Annotated in this window: 15 protein-coding genes; 7 read left to right on the top strand and 8 right to left on the bottom strand. The window is 68.0% G+C overall.

The features are described from left to right. Nucleotides 1-4 precede the first annotated feature (4 nt). Nucleotides 5-4,339 carry an autotransporter domain-containing protein gene (locus J0J01_RS11655; protein WP_296380685.1) on the bottom strand — a complete coding sequence of 1,445 codons (4,335 nt, stop codon included), beginning with the start codon at nucleotides 4,337-4,339 and terminating at the stop codon, nucleotides 5-7. An 83-nt stretch (nucleotides 4,340-4,422) separates the two neighbouring features. Between J0J01_RS11655 and J0J01_RS11650 the strand changes: the two genes are divergently transcribed. Together J0J01_RS11650 and J0J01_RS11645 are read left to right on the top strand one after the other, a co-directional pair. Beyond that, nucleotides 4,423-5,589: an ATP phosphoribosyltransferase regulatory subunit gene (locus tag J0J01_RS11650; protein WP_296380683.1), complete on the top strand. Its 1,167-nt coding sequence runs from the start codon at nucleotides 4,423-4,425 to the stop codon at nucleotides 5,587-5,589. Nucleotides 5,590-5,680: 91 nt separating this feature from the next. Beyond that, nucleotides 5,681-5,971: a hypothetical protein gene (locus J0J01_RS11645; protein WP_296380681.1), complete on the top strand. Its 291-nt coding sequence runs from the start codon at nucleotides 5,681-5,683 to the stop codon at nucleotides 5,969-5,971. Between the two features lie 2 nt (nucleotides 5,972-5,973). Here J0J01_RS11645 and J0J01_RS11640 read toward each other — a convergent pair whose 3' ends face one another. Continuing rightward, complete coding sequence (locus tag J0J01_RS11640) at nucleotides 5,974-6,459, bottom strand: DUF6306 domain-containing protein (protein ID WP_296380679.1); 486 nt, start codon at nucleotides 6,457-6,459, stop codon at nucleotides 5,974-5,976. A gap of 199 nt (nucleotides 6,460-6,658) precedes the next feature. On the opposite strand from J0J01_RS11640, the gene J0J01_RS11635 reads away from it, so the two are divergent. Continuing rightward, complete coding sequence (locus J0J01_RS11635; protein WP_296380677.1) at nucleotides 6,659-7,294, top strand: hypothetical protein; 636 nt, start codon at nucleotides 6,659-6,661, stop codon at nucleotides 7,292-7,294. 6 nt (nucleotides 7,295-7,300) lie between these two features. Here the strand turns inward: J0J01_RS11635 and J0J01_RS11630 are convergent, their stop codons facing one another. Both J0J01_RS11630 and J0J01_RS11625 read right to left on the bottom strand, forming a co-directional pair. Next, nucleotides 7,301-9,088: an acyl-CoA dehydrogenase C-terminal domain-containing protein gene (locus J0J01_RS11630; protein WP_296380676.1), complete on the bottom strand. Its 1,788-nt coding sequence runs from the start codon at nucleotides 9,086-9,088 to the stop codon at nucleotides 7,301-7,303. A 32-nt stretch (nucleotides 9,089-9,120) separates the two neighbouring features. Then, nucleotides 9,121-9,573: a MerR family DNA-binding transcriptional regulator gene (locus J0J01_RS11625; protein WP_296380674.1), complete on the bottom strand. Its 453-nt coding sequence runs from the start codon at nucleotides 9,571-9,573 to the stop codon at nucleotides 9,121-9,123. Nucleotides 9,574-10,152: 579 nt separating this feature from the next. On the opposite strand from J0J01_RS11625, the gene J0J01_RS11620 reads away from it, so the two are divergent. Beyond that, on the top strand, nucleotides 10,153-10,620 hold the full coding sequence (locus J0J01_RS11620) for a hypothetical protein (protein WP_296380672.1): 468 nt from the start codon (nucleotides 10,153-10,155) through the stop codon (nucleotides 10,618-10,620). An 87-nt stretch (nucleotides 10,621-10,707) separates the two neighbouring features. Here J0J01_RS11620 and J0J01_RS11615 read toward each other — a convergent pair whose 3' ends face one another. Then, nucleotides 10,708-11,952 (bottom strand): CoA transferase, encoded by a 1,245-nt coding sequence (locus tag J0J01_RS11615; RefSeq protein ID WP_296380670.1) that lies wholly within the window; start codon nucleotides 11,950-11,952, stop codon nucleotides 10,708-10,710. Between the two features lie 39 nt (nucleotides 11,953-11,991). Continuing rightward, complete coding sequence (locus tag J0J01_RS11610; protein WP_296380668.1) at nucleotides 11,992-13,650, bottom strand: thiamine pyrophosphate-binding protein; 1,659 nt, start codon at nucleotides 13,648-13,650, stop codon at nucleotides 11,992-11,994. Between the two features lie 180 nt (nucleotides 13,651-13,830). Here J0J01_RS11610 and J0J01_RS11605 point away from each other — a divergent pair, with 180 nt between their 5' ends. Genes J0J01_RS11605 through J0J01_RS11595 form a run of 3 tightly spaced genes read left to right on the top strand, consistent with a single transcriptional unit; the run spans nucleotide 13,831 to nucleotide 16,090 of the window. Next, nucleotides 13,831-14,355, top strand: a complete 525-nt coding sequence (locus J0J01_RS11605) for a gamma carbonic anhydrase family protein (protein WP_296380666.1) — start codon at nucleotides 13,831-13,833, stop codon at nucleotides 14,353-14,355. Next, complete coding sequence (locus J0J01_RS11600) at nucleotides 14,355-15,095, top strand: VOC family protein (protein WP_296380665.1); 741 nt, start codon at nucleotides 14,355-14,357, stop codon at nucleotides 15,093-15,095. The genes J0J01_RS11605 and J0J01_RS11600 overlap by 1 nt, the downstream gene beginning before the upstream one ends. Then, a complete protein-coding gene (locus J0J01_RS11595; RefSeq protein ID WP_296380663.1) occupies nucleotides 15,092-16,090 on the top strand; it encodes a 3',5'-cyclic-nucleotide phosphodiesterase in 999 nt (332 codons plus the stop codon). The genes J0J01_RS11600 and J0J01_RS11595 overlap by 4 nt, the downstream gene beginning before the upstream one ends. On the opposite strand, the gene J0J01_RS11590 is transcribed toward J0J01_RS11595, so the two are convergent. Together J0J01_RS11590 and J0J01_RS11585 are read right to left on the bottom strand one after the other, a co-directional pair. Continuing rightward, nucleotides 16,053-16,739, bottom strand: a complete 687-nt coding sequence (locus J0J01_RS11590; RefSeq protein ID WP_296380661.1) for an HAD family phosphatase — start codon at nucleotides 16,737-16,739, stop codon at nucleotides 16,053-16,055. The two genes, J0J01_RS11595 and J0J01_RS11590, sit on opposite strands and share 38 nt — an antisense overlap. Beyond that, a complete protein-coding gene (locus J0J01_RS11585) occupies nucleotides 16,736-17,131 on the bottom strand; it encodes an NUDIX domain-containing protein (protein WP_296380660.1) in 396 nt (131 codons plus the stop codon). The genes J0J01_RS11590 and J0J01_RS11585 overlap by 4 nt, the downstream gene beginning before the upstream one ends. Nucleotides 17,132-17,201: the final 70 nt, after the last annotated feature.

The following is a 17,201-nucleotide window of genomic DNA, read 5'->3' as shown; positions in this document are numbered from 1 at the left end:
TGGCCTACCAGACGATGCGCGCGCCGGCGGACAGGATGTGGCTGGTGGTTCCTCCCGCCAGCTCGCCATCGTAGCGCAGGTAGACGCTGGTCGAGTCGGCGATGCTTGTGCTGGTCGCGAGACCGACGATCGCGCCGTCCCGGGGCGTCGGCGCTCCGGCCACGGCGAAGGGCGAAGCCGGTGCGCCGGCGAAGCTTGCATTCACCGGCCGCGAGGTGTCGGCGTGCTCGTGGCTCCAGCCGAGCCGCAGCACCACGCCGAGCGGGCCGCGCCAGCCCGCGTCGATCGCGCCGCCGGTCTGCACGCCCAGCACGCTGCGCAGCGAGTTGGTGGTCAGGCCGGCGACCGTGAGGTTGAGCGCCCCCGCACCGGTCTCGGTGAAGCCGGCTTGCGTCGCGGTCGATCCTTGGATTCGCGCGAACGGCGTCACGAAGGCGTCGAACGATCCCCCCAGCGCGATCTTGTACCCGGCCTCGAGCTGCCCGAAGAACTGGTCGGTGCTCGTCTGCCCCAGCGCGGTGCGCGGGGCGAGGCCGGGGACGAAGATCGGCCGGGTCATCTGGCTGCTGCTGCGGGCGTAGCCGGCCAGCGCATCGAGATAGAAGCTGCCGCTGGCATACTCGCCGTAGAGGCCGAACTGGAAGGTGCTGACGCTGCCCAGCCCCGGCATGTTCTGGGTATACTGGTTGGCGGTCGTGTATCCCGCGGTGACGCCGGCGAGAAAGCCGCCGTCGAAGCGGCGGTCAAGGCCGGCCGCGAAGCCGCCGATGTTGAAATTCAGGCCGGGCGCATTGGTGTTGCCGGCAATGGTGCCGACGCCGCCCAGCGCGCCGCCCCAGGCGCTCCAACGCGGCGCCGTGGCATCGCACGCGACGTCACACGCCTCGGCCAGCGCGATCCGCCCGCCGCCGTTGCCGCCGCCGGTCGTCTGGCTGCCGCCGGCCTGCTGGGCGAAGAAGCTCATGAAAAGCTGCGCGGTCTGCACCCCGAGCGTACCGAGGCCCGCATAGTTCTGGCCGCTGATCGACTGGAACGCGCCCTGAGCCTGCTCCGGGGTCAGCAGGGAGAAGGCATCGATCACGGTGAGGAAATCGCCGCTTGCGCTGGCGACGCCGCGATCGAGCACGCTTGCCACCGCCGCCTGGTTGGGGGTGGTCGCGGCCTGCGCGAACCCGCCCGGCGTCAGGGTGAGGAAGACGTCCGTGGCGTCGTACGAAAGCGTCGGCCGCAGGAAGGCGTAGCTGCTGGTGGCGGTGCCGTAGCTGCCGGTGAGCGAGGTCGCACTGAGGATGGTGAAGGTCCTGCCGTTGCCATAGGCGCCGGCGGTCGGATGCACGGCCACCGTGCCGGCCAGGGCGGCCGGGCCGTTGACCTGCAGCCGGTCGCTCGCGCCGGCGGCGGTGGTCACGACTTCGTAGGTGCTGCCGGCCGTTTGGGTGTAGCCGGTGTTGACGGTGAGCACGCCGCCGGGATTGGCCGGGGCGACGAAGCCGTTGACGACGGTTGCGGGCACCGTCCCCGACCCGCCCAGCACGCCGTCGGCGCCGACCGTCACGCCGCTCGACGACGCGATCGAGCCGTTCACCCTCAGAATGCCGCCGGTGACGGTCGTGCTGCCGGTATAGGTGCTGGTGCCCGACAGCACGACGGTGCCCTGCCCGCTCTTGGTCAGGCTGCCGGTGCCCGCCAGAGCCGCGGAGATCGTGCCGTCCTCCACCGCGAAGGGTCCGCTCGACCGGAAGATGCCGTTCTGCACCGCCCCCGCCTTCAGGGTGAGGCCGCCGTCCTGGACTTGGCTGGTGCCGCCGAGATCGAGCGTGCCGCCGTCGACCGTGGTCGACGCGGTGGTCGCGCCGAGCGTGCCGGTCCCGGTCAGCAGCAGCGTGCCCCCCTTGATCGTGGTGCCGCCGCTGTAGGTCGCCGGACCGCCGATCGTCAGCGTGCCGATGCCGTACTTGATCAGCGGCCGCGCGCCGGTCAGCAGCGCCGCGCCGGGGGCCGAATCGTTGTCCGCCAGTCCGAACTGCAGCACCGAGGCCGCGCTGAAGTTGCTCGTCACGTCGTAGAGGGTCCAGATGCCGCGCCCCCACAGCGACACGACCAGCGCGTCGGCCGCCGGATTGTAGGCCAGCGCGCTCACCATCGTGTTGGGCAGGTTGTTGCCGAAAGCCCGCCAGCTCCCGCCGATCAGCGCGCCGGTCGCATCGGCCTCGACGACCGCGAGCGGGCTCTGGGCACTGGCGGTCTGGCGCAGGCCGCCGACCAGCAGCGCGTTCACCCCGTTGGTCGAGATGAATTCCAAGGTCAGCGGCCGCTCGATGTTCAGCGTGGTGAGGTTGGGGGTCAGATCGCCGAACGTCCCGTAGCCGCCGTTCGTGGTGTTCTGCAGCGTGACGCCGTTGGCGACGTAGAAGTAGTTCGCGTAGCGCGTGTCGAACACCACCGACGTGGGAGCCTGCCCGCCGCTGGCATAGCCGGTCAGGCGCAGCGACCCGCCGGTCTCGGACGGGCTGATGTAGACGGCGCCCGTGCTGGTGCCGGCGAGCAAGGCGTCGGGATTGTCCAGCGTGCCGAACGCGAGCGCGGTGATGGGGCCGATCCGCGTGCCGGCTGTGCCGCGGTTGAGCAGGGTGAGCGTCGTGCTCTCGGCGCCTTCGTCCCGGGTCGTGTAGAGGTAGTTGGTGCCGAAGGCGATTCGCGTGGGATCGACCTTGTTCAGGACCAGGCGCGCGGCATGCGGCAGCGTCTTGGTCGTGCTCTGGGAGTCGGGGTCGGTGTCGGCCTGGTAGTCGTCCGGCTCGAAGTTCAGCCGGTCCTGGCCCGTTTGCAACGTGTTGAAGTGCTGGGTGCTGATCAGGGTGCCGTGCGAGTCGTAGATCTGGCGCATCAGCCCGCCCAGGCCCTGCGTCGAGGTGTAGGTGGCGCTCTGACCGGCGGAGCGCAGCGTCACGTCGTTGACGGCGGCGTTCGTGCCGTCGGCGCCCTGCACCGCGGTGTAGCCGACGCTGCGCGCGGAATCCTGGATCGCCACGCCGGTATCCTGCGCCGCGACCACGATCCGCTTGGTCACGAAGTCGTAGGCGACGGCGTTGGCCTCGCGGATCGACAGGCTGGCCGTGTTGAGGCCGGTCCAGGAGACGCCCGCGGCGGTCGTGGTCATGGCGTAGATGCCGCCGTCGCCGCCCAGCAGCATCCGGCCGTTCGCATCGAACACGAAGATGCGCGCGTCGGCGTGCGGCGTGCTGTTGTCGACCGTGCCGTCGAGAGTGATCGGGCTGAAGGTCGAGGGCTGGCCGTTCGTGCCCAGCACCAGCTTATACCCCGCCAACGTCCAGCTGCGCTCTGCCGAGCTGGCTGCGCCGCCGAAATACACGATGTTCGCGTCGTGGGGATCGATCGCGAGGGCGAGATTGGTGTTCGTCTGACCGGTATTGGGGCTCGGCACCGGCAGGGAGTTCCAGGTCGCACCACCGTCCTTCGACAGGGCGATGCCGGTCACCTTGGCGTCGTTGTAGGCGGCGACCACGATCGAGCCGGCGATGCTGCCGGTGACGACCTTCAGGTTGTCGGCGGTGCTGAGGCCGGGAATGGTGACCGGGCTCCAGTCGGCGCCGCCGTTGACGCTCCTGTAGACGCCGTTGCCGTTCACCGAGGCATAGAAGGTGTTGGTCGAGCCGCTGTCCGCGGCGAGCGCCGTGACCGGCGCGTTCGCCGGAATGCCGTTCACCGGGTTGAAGGACGCGCCGCCGGTCACGCTGATGTACAAGCCGCCGCCCGCGGTATCGACGTTGTTGGGGTCCGCCGACGCGACCAGGATCACGTTTCCCCTGACCGCGGCGGAGACGACGCTCTTGCCGCTGAGACCCGGCCCGAGATCGATCGTGCTCCAGCTGTTGCCGCCGGTGTTGCTGTAGAGCAGCCCGGTCATCTGGCCGCTGCGGAACCGCCCGACGCCGCCGTTCGAGACGTTACCGACGCCGGCGATGATGACGTTGGTGTTCGACGGATCGAAGCTCAGGCTCGCGATCGACAGCGACGATGCGTTGTCGGTGAGCGGCGTCCAGGTGGCGCCGTTGTCGGTGGTGCGCCAGATGCCGCCGTTGGTCGAGCCGACGAAGATGCGGTTGGGGTTGCCGGGGTCGGGCAGCACCGCCTGGATCGCGCCGGCGACCGTCCCCTGGTCGAGGCCCGGCTTGTCGCGGCTCTGGATCGTCTCCCAGGGGCCCTGGCTCGGTGCTGGCCCCTCCGAACGAAATGTCTGAGCCTGTGTCGGCGCGCACGCCCAAGCCAGTCCGGCCGCGATCAGCAGCCCGGCTATTCCATGCCCCAAACGACGCAACGTGTTACTCCCCACTGACAGAGCGATCTTAGCCGGCGCGGCAGGCTTTGGTCGATGCGGCGGAATCGGCTATCAACAGGGCGATGACTGCCAACGACAACGACCATCGCGGCCTGCTGCCCGCCGGTCTCGCCGACCTCCTGCCGCCCGACGCCACGCGCGAGGCCGACGCGATCGATGTCGCCATCAAGCGCTTCGCGGCCTTCGGCTACGAGCGGGTCAAGCCGCCGCTGGTCGAGTTCGAGGAATCGCTGCTCGGCGGCCCGGGTGCGGCGCTGGCGTCGCAGACCTTCCGGCTGATGGATCCGGTGTCGCAGCGCATGATGGGCGTGCGGCCCGACATGACCGTGCAGGTGGCTCGCATCGCCGTGACACGATTGAAGCACGAGCCGCGGCCGCTGCGCCTCTCCTACGGCGGCAACGTCATCCGGGTGCGCGGCAATGCGCTGAAACCCGAGCGGCAGTTCGCCCAGGTCGGCTGCGAGCTGCTGGGTGTCGACACCGCCGAGGCCGACGCCGAGGCGGTGCTGCTGGCGGTCGATGCGCTGCGGGCGATCGGCGTCGCCGAGCTCACCGTCGATCTCAACCTGCCGACCCTGGTGGCGGCGGTCGCGGCGGGGCTCAAGCTCGAGGCCGAGCCCACCCGCCGCCTGCGCCGCGCGCTCGACCGCAAGGACGAGGCGGCGATCGCCGGCGCGTTGGCCGACAACAAGAAGGCGGCCGACCTGTTCATCGGCCTGTTGCGCGCCGCGGGCCCGGCCGACAAGGCGATCGCCCAACTGAAGAAGCTCAAGTTGCCCGCCGCCGCCCAGGCCGAAGCCGCGCGGCTTGCCGAGGCCGTGGCGCTGGTCACCGCGGCCGACGGCGACCTGCCGCTGACCCTCGACGCGGTCGACTATCGCGGCCTCGAGTACCAGACCGGCGTCTCCTTCTCGGTCTTCGCGCTCGCCGGCCGCCAGGAGCTGGCGCGCGGCGGCCGCTACTCGGCGGGCTATCCCGAGGATGGCGTGAGCGAGCCCGCGACCGGCTTCACGCTCTACATGGATGCGGTGCTGGCGGCCTCTGAGCCGATCCCCGTGCGCCCGCGCCTCTACCTGCCCATCGGCACCGCCTGGCCCGATGCCGCGCCATGGCAGGCCAAGGGCTATGCCGTGGTGCGCGCCGTCACGGCAGCCGCCGACGTGCGGGTCGAAGCGAAGCGGCTCGGCTGCACCCACGCCCTGATCGACGGCGACGCCGTGCCGCTGTAGCGCCGAAGCAACACTCGTCCGCGTCACATCGAGTCCACAGAACCTCGCCGCGCGCCGGTCCGTTGTCCCCGCGACAAACGGAGGTTGTGGGATGCAGGCACGGTCGATTTCGGTCGAAGAGCGCGCGGTCCTTCAGGAGCTCGAGAGCAGCGGTCCCAATCGGGCTTTCAACCGCCGCGTGACGGGGCGGCTCAATCTCTACGGCCTGATCAACGAAGGCCCGGGCGGCTGGTTCATCACCGAGGCCGGCCGCAAGATGCTCAGGACCGGCCGGGCCGTGCCGCTGTCGCCCGAGCAGATGATGTTCTCGCTGGGGCCCGTTCTCGCCACCGCCGAGAACATGGCCTGGGTCGACGGCGCGGAGTGCCTGGCGGCGGCCTGACCTCAGGCCTTCAGCATCTCGTTGGTGCGGGCGATGTTGGTCTCGTGGCTGGCCAGCATCTCGCTGAGGTCGCGATGCAGGCCGTCGTCGCGCACCTTGGGCAGCATCTCGCGCAGCTTCTTCACCACCCAGCCCTGGCCGCGATTGAGAAAGGCCATGCGCTCGGGCAGGCCCTCGATCGCCAGCGCCTTGCCCTCGAAGGCCCCGATCCTGGTCGAGGCTGGCACGCCGAGCGCCCTGAGCTGCTTGATCAGCATGGCGCACCAGCGCGCCTCGTCGTGGTGCACGTCGTGCAGCAGGTCGGCGAACTTCGTGCCCGCCGCCGCCGGGCCGCTCTTCAGCGCCACGCCGGTGCCAGCGCGTTCGGCCTCGAGCAGCTCGTTCAGGAAGGCGGCGAGCTCGTCCCGGCTGGCGTAGCCCATGTAGGCATCGTCCGCCTCGTGAGCGAGGCAGGCGGGCGAAGCAGGCTCCGGTTTGTCGGTCGACATCTTCACCTCCACAGGGTGTGACCATCATGCGCCAGACTCGGCGACGGCGCGAGCGGCGTGGAACCGCATGCCGGCAAACGCATTATTCCTCCAGCCCCCTCTAGAAAAAATAGGGCCGGAGAGGCCAATGCGATCATTAGCCGTTGCCGCCTTTCTCATTGCGGCTGGATTTGGGCCGGCCGCGCTCGCCGGCGAGTGGATGACCGATTCGAAATCAGGCTGCACCGTGTGGGATCCGCTGCCCGTACCCGACGAGACCATCGGCTGGACGGGGGCATGCAAGGACGGAAAGGCCTCGGGCCCCGGGGTGCTCACGATCTTCAAGGCGGGCGCCCAGGTCGAGCGCAATGAAGGCGAGTTCGCCGACGGCAAGCAGACGGGCCACGGTGTGAGGCGCAATCGCGACGGCCGCTACCTCGGCACCTTCAGGGACGGCCTGTTCGACGGCAGCGGCCTCTACGTGGCCTCGAACGGCATGCGCTACGACGGCGAGTGGAAGAACGGCAACATCGAGGGCCACGGCAAGCTGAGCTTTGCGTCAGGCCTGCGATACGAGGGCCAGTTCCGCGCGAACACCTACAGCGGCTTCGGCAGCATGATCTTCCCCAGCGGCGCGCGCTACGACGGCGAGTACCTGCTCAGCACGCCGCACGGCACCGGCGTCTACAAGACCGCCAACGGCGCGATCTATGCCGGCCAATGGAAGCACGGCTGCTTCAACGACGGCCGCCGCACGACCCATCTCAGTGTCTTCGCCGAGGATTGCGGCCTGTCCGAGGACGCCCCCGGGGCGCACGCCGCACCATCGGATGCGCGCGGCAGCCGGGCGAACTAGCAGAAGCTAGAATGCCTCCGCCGGCAGTGCCATCAGGGTCGCGGCACCCGCCTTGATCTGGTGGTTGAGCGACGTGGTCTGCGGCAGCACGCGCGCGGTAAAGAAGCGTGCGGTGGCGAGTTTGGCCTCGTAGAAGGCGTTGTCGGTGCCGGCGGCGAGGCCCTTGTGGGCAGCGATGGCGATGCGCGCCCACATGTAGCTCATGGCGGTCAGCGCCATCAGGCGCAGCAGGTCGGTCGCCGCCGCGCCCGCCTCGTCGGGGTTCTTCATCGCGTTCTGCAGCAGGAAGAAGGCGGCGTCCTGGACGCGACCCAGCGCCTTCTCGAGCGGCTCGACGAATTCCTTCAGCTTGTCGTCGTTCTTGTGCTCGGCGACGAAACCCGACATCAGGCCGAGCAGGCGCTGCGCCGCCGCACCGCCCTTCATCGGCAGCTTGCGGCCGACCAGGTCGAGCGCCTGGATGCCGTTGGTGCCCTCGTAGAGCTGGGTGATGCGCGCGTCGCGCACGAGCTGCTCGACGCCGTTCTCGCGGATGAAGCCGTGGCCGCCGTAGGTTTGCACCGCGAGGTTGGCGCACTCGCTGCCCATGTCGGTGAAATACGCCTTGATGATCGGCGTCAGCATCTGGATCAGGTCGTCAGCCGCCTCGCGCCTGGCCGCGTCGGGATGGCGATGCGCCTCGTCGATCAGCATGCCGACCCACAGCGCGAGCGCGCGGGCCGCCTCGGTGAACGACTTCTGCGTCAGCAGCATGCGGCGCACGTCGGGATGGACGATGATCGGATCGGCCGGACCCGCGGCGTTCTTCGGGCCGGTCAGCGAGCGGCCCTGCAGGCGATCCTGGGCATAGGCGAGGGCGCTCTGGCGGGAGGCTTCGGCGATGCCGAGGCCCTGCATGCCGACGCCGAGGCGGGCCGCGTTCATCATCACGAACATGGCGTTCATGCCCTTGTTCAGCTCGCCGACCAGCCAGCCCTTGGCGCCGTCGAGGTTCATGACGCAGGTCGCGTTGGCCTTGATGCCCATCTTGTGCTCGATCGCGCCGCAGCGGATGCCGTTGCGCTCGCCGACAGAACCGTCGGCCTTGGGCAGGAACTTCGGCACCAGGAACAGCGAGATGCCGCGGGTGCCGCCGGGCGCACCCTCGGGGCGCGCCAGCACCAGATGGAGGATGTTCTCGGTGAGGTCGTGCTCGCCCGCCGAGATGAAGATCTTGGTGCCGGTGATCGAATAGGAGCCGTCGGGTTGCGGCTCGGCCCTGGTCCGCAGCATGCCGAGGTCGGTGCCGCAATGGGGCTCGGTGAGGCACATCGTGCCCGACCAGGTGCCGTCGGTGAGCTTGGGCAGGTAGAGCTTCTTGAGCGCGTCGGAGCCGTGCCGCGACAGCGCCTCGTAGGCGCCGTGGCTGAGGCCCGGATACATCGCGAAGGCCTGGTTGGAGGCGGTGAACATCTCCGTCAGCGCGAAGCCCACCGTCGCCGGCAGGCCCTGGCCGCCGTACTCCGGATCGCAGGTCACCGCCGTCCAGCCGCCCTCGCGGAACTGGTCGTAGGCTTCCTTGAAGCCCTTGGGCGTGCGGACCACGCCGTTCTCGTAGTGGCAGCCTTCCTCGTCGCCGGTGCGGTTGAGCGGGAACAGCACGTTCTCGCAGAGCTTGGCGGCCTCCTCGAGGATCGCCTGGATGGTGTCGGGCGTCGCATCCTCGTAGCCCGGCAGCTTGGCGAGGCTCGCGACGTCGAGGACTTCGTTCAGGACGAAGCTGATGTCCTTCACCGGACCCTTGTAGACGGCCATGGCTTCCTCCTCGGTCTCTCGGCCTGTCGGCCTTAGTCGTCGCCTTCGGGATCGACGCCGCGCTGCTTGAGCTCGGCGGTGACCTGGATCTCGACTTCCTTGAACTCGTTGATGTGGGCGTCGAGATCGCGACGCTTGCGTTCCAGATCGGCGATGTGGAGACGGCTGCGGCGCAGCAGCTCGCGGAGCTGCTGGTTGCCGGTGCGGTCGACCTGGTAGAGGTCGAGCAGCTCCTTGATCTCGGCCAGCGAGAAGCCGAGCCGCTTGCCTCGCAGGATCCAGGAGAGCCGCACACGATCGTGCGCGCTGTACAGACGGGTCAGCCCCTGGCGGCGCGGCTTGATCAGCCCCTCGTCCTCGTAGAAGCGGATGGTGCGCGCGGTGATGCCGAACTCGCGGGCCAGCTCCGCGATGCTGTAGATGCGCGCCGAATCGCGCGGCGTTGTGCTCTTGGCCGGGACGGCCGTGGGGGCGGCGACGGGCATGGGCCTGTCATAGTTGCCGTTTACGTAAACGTCAATGATGCTTTACGTAAACGGAAACACCTCGACGGCTAGCCCGTTGTCTTGCCCCGGCGCGTCACCCATGCGCGTCGCGCTGCCGCTCCTGCTCGTCGCGCTCGTGCCGCCTTCGCGCCAGCGTCCTGCCAGTGGACTTGGAGGAGACGGATCGCATCTCGAGGGTAGAACCCACAGTCGTACATCCAATGATAGGTCTGACATAGCCAAGCTAGATTGTCTGGCTCGTTGTTGCTTGCATCATGATCGGGATGGGCCACGGTCAAGCAGGTCGGGATCGCGAGTCCGCAGACGGCGCAGCAGATGAAGGGAGCAGCTTCCCGTAAAGCCTGCCGCGCCGCTCCTTGGTTTCGTCGCCGTTCAATGCCTGGAGTTGCAACCATGATCGATCATAAGCCTCAGAAGCGACCGCAACGATACGGCAAGCCGTTAGACAATCTAACCAACCAGCTCATTCAATTCGACAACCGCAAATTGATAGCTGTTCACAGGCTTTGTGGCGTATCGATAGCCTTCGGGAGGGGACGTATTCGAGAGAGATGAGCCATGTCGTCCACTTCCAACTACGCAGTCGTCATAGCCCTTGGTCAGCTTGTGATCGCCGCAATGGTCGGCGGAATTGGTTTTTATTTCGCGCGAGAACAATCACGAACGGCTCGGCAAAAGCTTCGACTAGATCTATTTGATCGAAGATTTAGGGTATTTGAGGCTGCCCGTAGCTTCATCAGCGTCGTGTTGGCGCATGGCGGATATGAAGTTCGCGACCTTCATGCTTTCTTGGTCGGAACGATAGATGCGCAGTTTCTGTTGAACGATGAGATCGTCCTCTATTTGCGGGAAATCGCCAATCGGGCTTCCAAGCTCCACGCCCTAAAAGCGGCATCTAACCCTCAATCGCCCGGCCCCGACAAGGCAGCGCTGATCAAAAAGCATTACGAGAAGCTGAACTGGATCAGCGAGCAGATCGATGTACTAGCGAATAGGTTTCGCCCGTTCCTTCAGCTCGAAGGTTAAGAGCTAGTCTCGTCACAGCGCAACCGCGGCTGTTGCGCTGTAGCAACGCTCAAGGTCAACGCTTATCGGACCCCGGCAACAAGGTCGTCAGATCACCTTGGTCTGCCGCATGTCCCGGACCTCGTCGGGCGAGCAGCCCAACCACTCGCCGTAGATCGCCTCGCAATCCCCACCGAGCACCGGCGCGGATTTCAGCGGCACCTTGGTGTCCGACATCCTGAGCGGCCAACCCGGCACGGTCACCGGCCCGCGCACCGGATGATCGATCTTCTGCATCATCCCGCGCGCATGCAGGTCGGGATCGTTCAGCAACTCGAGCGTCGTCTTGACGGCGCCGCAGGGCACGCCGGCGCCGGCGATGACCCGCATCACCTCTTCCTTGGTGCGCTTCGAGGTGAACTCCGTGATCGCCGCGTCCACAACCTCCTTGTGCTGGAAGCGGGTGGGACCGTCGACCATACGGGGATCGTCGAGCAGGTCCTCGCGGCCGATCGCCTTCACCAGCCGCTTCCAGTGCTCGCCGTTGCCCCGCGCGGCGAAGATGTAGCACCAGTCGTCGAGCCCGCCCGGCGCGCATTTGTAGAGGCCGCCCGGCGCCGTGCCGATCACCCCGTTGCCGCCGCGCGGCAGCTGATCCTCGCGCGCGGCCTGGCGGCTCATCGGCGTGCGGCAGTAGTTCAGCATCGCGTCGCGCATGGCGATCTGGATGTGCTGGCCGCGGCCGGTGGCCATGCGCTGGTAGAGCGCCGCGAGGATGCCCATGGCCATCAGCATGCCGGTGCCGGTGTCGCCGATGGTCGGGCCCGGCCGGACAGGCGGTTCGTCGGGATGGCCGTTGACGCCCATCGTGCCGCCCATCGCCTGCGCGATCATGTCGAAGGACAGATAGTTCGCGTGCGGGCTTTCCGGCGCGAAGCCCTTGACCTGGGCGAAGATCAAGCGCGGATTGAGCGCGCTCAGCCGCGGATAGTCGAAGCCCAGGCGGGCGAAGGTTCCGGGCGCCATGTTCTCGATCAGGACGTCGGCCTTGGCGATCATCCGCCGCAGCAGTTCCTTGCCCTCCTCGCTCTTGAGGTTGCAGGTCACGCTGCGCTTGTTGAGGTTGTAGTAGATGAAATAGTGCGAATCGGCGTCCGCACGGTCGGTCATTCCCCAGCGGCCGGGCTCGCCGCGATTGGGCTCCTCGACCTTGACGACGTCGGCGCCGAGCCAGGCCAACGCCTCGGTACAAGACGGCCCCGCCTCGAATTGCGTGAGGTCGAGCACCTTTATGCCCTTGAGAGCCGGTTGCGTCGCGGACGCGATCTCCGGCCGCATTACCTGATCCTGCATGGCGATCCCTCCCGTCAGCGGATTTGGTGTTTCACTCCATCAGCTATGCCAAGCGAACTGCTGTGCCTTGCGCGCAGAGGCCTGCGAGAGCACGACGTTGACCAGGGCGGGGCCAGGATGCTCCATCGCCCCGTCGAGCGCGCCGCGCAGCTTCTTCGGATCCTCGACGAAGTAGCCCTTGCCGCCGAACGCCTCCATCATCCTGTCGTAGCGGGCGCCGTAGATCAGCGCGTTGGGCTTGAGGTTCATCATCGGGTTGTCCGGGATCTCCGGCATGCCCGGGCCGATGCCGCCGTTGTTCAGGACGACGATCTTCACCGGGAAGCCGTAGCGGACCAGCGTCTCCATCTCCATGCCGGAGAAGCCGATCGCCGAATCGCCCGAGAGGTGGACGACCGGTCGGCCGGGCTGCGCGACGCAGGCGGCGATCGCCTGGCCGAGGCCGACGCCCATCGTCCCGTAGGTGCCGGCATTGAGGCACGACCGGGCGTCGAAGCTCGGCAACTGGGTCAGGCCGATATCCATCGTGCCGGCGCCCTCGGCGCTGAGGATCGCGTTCTTCGGCATCCAGGCCGCGACATCGCGGAGCGCGCGATAGTAGTTGGCGGGCGCAGCGTCGTCGTCGATCTGCGGCTTGATCGTCGCCGCGTTCTCCGAAACCTTCTTGGAGAGCGCCTTGCGCCACGCCGAGTCGGTCGGATGGAACCACTGGCGGCCGGCGAGCGCCTTGTTGAGCTGCCCGACGATCGCCTTGCCGTCGCCGACCAACGCCACTTCCGTCGGCTTGTTGTGCCCGATCTCCTCCGGCGCGATGTCGAGCTGGACGACCTTGACGTCCTTGGCGAAGCGCGGCGCCAACCCGAAATGGAAGATCCAGTTGAACCGCGCGCCCATCAGGAAGACGACGTCGGCCTGCTGCAGCGCCAGCGTGCGCGCCGCCGAGACCGCCAGCGGGTGGTCGTCCGGCATCACGCCCTTGCCCATCGGCGAGCGCACGAACGGCACCTGGGTGCGCTCGATGAAGGCGCGCACCTCGCCCTCGGCGCGCGACCACGCCATGCCCTTGCCGACGATGACCAGCGGCCGCTGGGCCTTTTCGAGCACATCCAGCGCCGCCTCGATGTTCTCGCCCGGCGCCACCATGCGCGGCGGCTCGGGCACACGCTGGACCTGCACGACCTTGTCGAGCTCGCAGGTGCCCTTGATGATGTCGTCCGGCATGTCGAGATAGGTGGCACCGGGACGGCCGTAGATCGCCTGCCGGGTCGCCATCTCGACATAGTAGGGAATGCGCGCCACGCTCTCGATGCCGTGCGCGAACTTGCAGAACGGCGTGGCGATCAGCACCTGGCGCTCTTCCTGGAAGGCGCCCATGCCGCCGCGATAGGTCTCCGAGGCGCCGCCGATCAGGATCATCGGCCAGCAGTTCTGCTGGGCGTTGGCGAGGCCGGCGAGGCCGTGCACCACGCCGGGCCCCGTCACGGTGAGACAGGCGCCGGGACGGCCGGTCATGTAGCCGTACGCCTGCGCCGCGTAGGACGCGGCTTGCTCGTTGCGCATGCCGATGTAGTTGATGCCTTCCTTCTGCGCAGCCGCGGCGATCGGGCCGACCGGAAACCCGACGATCCCGAACAGGTGATCGATGCCTTGCTGCTTGAGGCTGCGCGCGATCAGGGTGGCGCCGTCGACTTCGCCCATGGTTTCCCCCTGGGAGCGAGTGAACTTCCGCGATGAATTAACGCATTGATAGCCGGGCAGCGAAAGGGGGTTCCCCCCGACCTGCGATACTGCCGGTCCGGGGCGCCGAGCGAATTTCACCGATGGTGCCGCAGGGCCGGTTGGGATAGTCACGGGTCTCGGCAAACGGAAGGGTACAAGATGGCGATCTATCAGCTCGGCGACAAAAAGCCGGTGATTCCAGCGTCCTGCTACGTGGCGGAGACCGCGACCATCATCGGCGACGTGACGCTCGGCGAGCGGGTCAGCGTCCTGTTCGGCGCCGTGATTCGCGGCGACAACGATCCGGTCACCATCGGCGACGACAGCAACGTCCAGGACAACTGCGTGCTGCACAGCGACCCCGGCCTGCCGCTCACGATCGGCAAGGGCGTGACCATCGGCCACCAGGCGATGCTGCATGGCTGCACGGTCGGCGACGGCTCGATGATCGGCATCGCCGCGGTGGTGCTGAACGCCACGGTCATCGGCAACCAGTGCCTGGTCGGCGCCGGCGCCGTCGTCACCGAGCGCAAGAGCTTCCCCGACCGCTCGGTGATCTTCGGCTCGCCGGCCAAGGTGGCGCGCGAGGCGACCCCGGACAACGTCGAGCGCATCAAGGGGGACACGCTGAGCTACGTGCATCGCGGCGCCTTCTACAAGGCGAACCTCAAGCGGATTGGCTAGTGATCGACGCGCTCGACCACCTGACGCTGCGCGCCTCGTTTCGCGAGGGCGCGGTCGGCGCGTATGAAGCGCTGCTCGGTCGGCAGGCCGTCGACGGGCGGATCCGGGTCGGCAATGTCGGGCTGACGATCGAGGACCACGCCTCGACGGCGCAGCTTTCGTCGATGGTGTTCGCGACGGCGTCGCTGGAGAAGGCCGCACGCCTGCTCGAGCGGCGCGCGCTACCGGGCGAGCGCAAAGGCGATCGGCTCGTGCTGTCTCCTGAGGCGACGCATGGCGTGCCGATCGCGCTGATCGAGCGGACGGAAGCGCCCGCGCCCTCGCCCTTGCTGAGGAGCAGCGAGGCGGCGGCGATCGACTCGCTCGACCATGTCGTCATCCGCTCGCCGAACCCCGAGCGGGCGATCGCGCTCTATGCCGGCCGCCTCGGCCTCGACCTCCGGCTCGACCGCAGCAATCCCGACTGGGGCTCGCGGCTCCTGTTCTTCCGCTGCGGCGACCTCGTGGTCGAGATCGCGCACGATCTCAAGGCGGGCGTGTCGGACGCGCCCGATCGGCTCTGGGGCCTGTCATGGCGCGCGCCCGACATCGCCAAAGCCAACGAGCGACTGAAGACGGCGGGCGTCGAGGTCTCCGCCCCGCGCGCCGGTCGCCGGCCGGGCACGCATGTCTTCACGGTGCAAAGCCACACCGCCAATGTACCGACCATCGTCATCGGCGGACTGGAGCATTGGTCATGACAGCACGAACCTTCCTTGCCGCCGCGCTCGCGGTCGGCCTGTCGATCGCGGGCCCGGCGCGGGCCGCCGACGGCTTCGACGTCGTGGCGCTGGGCGCCCTCGGCGGCATCCAGGACGGCAACCTCAGCGCCTGGTTGATCCATCCGCACGACGACACGCGTGCCGTGACCTTCGACGCCGGCACGCTGGTCAACGGCCTGCGGGCGGCCGAGGAAAAGGGCACCCTCGATTCGCTCAAGGTGCCGACCGATACGCCTCTCAGCCGCGCCGGCTACGTCCTCACCGACCGCATCAAGGGCTATCTCGTCAGCCACGCCCATCTCGACCATGTCGCGGGGCTGGTGATCGCCTCGCCCGACGACGGCAAGAAGCCGATCTACGTGCTGCCCTCGGTCGGCGCGGCGCTGGCCGAGACCTACTTCAACTGGACCGCCTGGCCGAACTTCACCGATCGCGGCAAGGCCCCGCAGCTCAAGAAGTACCCGATCGTCGAGCTCGCGCCCGGCGCCGCCCTACCGCTGCAGGACACCAAGATGACGGTGACTGCCTTCCCGCTCGCCCATGGCGGCGTCGAATCGACGGCGTTCCTGGTCGAATGCGACGGCGACGCGATCCTGTATTTCGGCGACACCGGCCCCGACCCGGTCGAGAAGACCACGAAGATGCACGAGGTCTGGAAGGCCGTCGCCGACAAGGCCAGGCAGCGCAAGCTGAAGGCAATCCTGATCGAATCGTCCTACACCAGCGACCGGCCCGACGCGCAGCTGTTCGGCCATCTCACGCCGAAATGGATCATGCAGTCGCTGCACGAGCTCGACGCGCTCGCCGGCGGCAACAGCGTCCTCAAGGACCTGCCGGTGGTGATCACCCACATCAAGTACGCGCTGACCCGCGAGCAGCCGCAGGCGAAGATGCGCGACGAGCTCACCGCCGCCAACGACCTCGGCGTGCGCTTCCTCATCCCCCAGCAGGGAATGCGCTGGCACTTCCGATGAGCAGGCGCCGGACCTCGTGCAGGTCCGGCATGACATGCAGGCAGAGCGCGCAGATCTCGTCGGTCGCCGGCAGGAGATCGGGCACCATCACCGTCATCATCCCGGCAGACGACGCCGAGCGCACGCCATGGTGCGAATCCTCGACCGCGAGGCAGTCCTGCGGCGCGACGCCGAGCAACTCGGCGGCCTTGAGGAACGGATCGGGATGCGGCTTGTGGTGCTCGTAGTCACCTTGCGCAGCGATGCCGTGGAACCGGTCGGCGAGCCCATGCTTGTGCAGATGGCGCTCGACGGTCGGCCGCACCGAGCTGGTCGCGACCGCCCGCGGCAAGCCGAGCTCGTCGAGCAGGTCGAGCAGCTCGCGGACACCTGGCTTCAGGATTTCCTGCGTCTCCGTCAGCTCACCGAAAATGCGGCGCGAGATTTCCCACAGCTTGTCGACGGGAACGTCCGGCCCGTAATGCGCGACGACCTGCGCCCGCACCACCGGCGACGGTGAACCGACGGTACTGCGGAAGAATTCGGAGGTCATGGGAATGCCGACCTCGCGCGCGGCGCCGAGTGCCGATTTCTCGTAAAGCGTCTCGGTGTCGAACAGCACGCCGTCCATGTCGAACACGACGGCGGCAACGCGGCGCGGCAGGCTCATGCGTTGCTCGCCAGCCCGGCGAACAGCGGGCGGTAGGACTCGAGCGCCAGGCCGGGCATCCGGACGGCGGCGTCGAGATCGACCCAGGCGAGCTCGCTGTGCTCGTCGTCGAGGATGCGCGGCTCGCCCTGCCACGCCGTGACCGCGAACGGGTGATAGGTGACGTTCGGCGCATGCGGGTCCGGCAGTGTCGCGAGAGCGCGGTAGCGCATCGGCACGACGCCGATCTCCTCGCCCAGCTCGCGATGCAAGGCGCGATCGAGGTCCTCGCCCTGCTCCACGTGTCCGCCGGGAAAGCTCCAGAGACCCGGATAGCTGCGGCGCTCGGCGCTGCGCTTCACGAGAAGCACGCGGCGCTCGCGCAGCATGACGGCATTGACGATGTCGGGCACGCTCCCCTCCTCGGCGCGAAGTGTGCCGACTATCGCGCTCGCCGCAAGCCTCGCATTGTCGTAGAAGCCC

It is taken from the genome of Reyranella sp., from assembly GCF_017305915.1.
Lineage (GTDB): Bacteria > Pseudomonadota > Alphaproteobacteria > Reyranellales > Reyranellaceae > Reyranella.
Note: the sequence above shows the minus strand (reverse complement) of the source record. Positions and strands in the feature narration are given on the sequence as shown.

Excerpts from the sequence above, each read along its gene's own strand:
- J0J01_RS11650 (WP_296380683.1), top strand. The coding sequence starts at position 4,423 with ATGACTGCCAACGACAACGACCATCGCGGCCTGCTGCCCGCCGGTCTC.
- J0J01_RS11645 (WP_296380681.1), top strand. The coding sequence starts at position 5,681 with ATGCAGGCACGGTCGATTTCGGTCGAAGAGCGCGCGGTCCTTCAGGAG.
- J0J01_RS11640 (WP_296380679.1), bottom strand. The coding sequence starts at position 6,459 with ATGTCGACCGACAAACCGGAGCCTGCTTCGCCCGCCTGCCTCGCTCAC.
- J0J01_RS11635 (WP_296380677.1), top strand. The coding sequence starts at position 6,659 with ATGACCGATTCGAAATCAGGCTGCACCGTGTGGGATCCGCTGCCCGTA.
- J0J01_RS11630 (WP_296380676.1), bottom strand. The coding sequence starts at position 9,088 with ATGGCCGTCTACAAGGGTCCGGTGAAGGACATCAGCTTCGTCCTGAAC.
- J0J01_RS11625 (WP_296380674.1), bottom strand. The coding sequence starts at position 9,573 with ATGCCCGTCGCCGCCCCCACGGCCGTCCCGGCCAAGAGCACAACGCCG.
- J0J01_RS11620 (WP_296380672.1), top strand. The coding sequence starts at position 10,153 with ATGTCGTCCACTTCCAACTACGCAGTCGTCATAGCCCTTGGTCAGCTT.
- J0J01_RS11615 (WP_296380670.1), bottom strand. The coding sequence starts at position 11,952 with ATGCAGGATCAGGTAATGCGGCCGGAGATCGCGTCCGCGACGCAACCG.
- J0J01_RS11610 (WP_296380668.1), bottom strand. The coding sequence starts at position 13,650 with ATGGGCGAAGTCGACGGCGCCACCCTGATCGCGCGCAGCCTCAAGCAG.
- J0J01_RS11605 (WP_296380666.1), top strand. The coding sequence starts at position 13,831 with ATGGCGATCTATCAGCTCGGCGACAAAAAGCCGGTGATTCCAGCGTCC.
- J0J01_RS11595 (WP_296380663.1), top strand. The coding sequence starts at position 15,092 with ATGACAGCACGAACCTTCCTTGCCGCCGCGCTCGCGGTCGGCCTGTCG.
- J0J01_RS11590 (WP_296380661.1), bottom strand. The coding sequence starts at position 16,739 with ATGAGCCTGCCGCGCCGCGTTGCCGCCGTCGTGTTCGACATGGACGGC.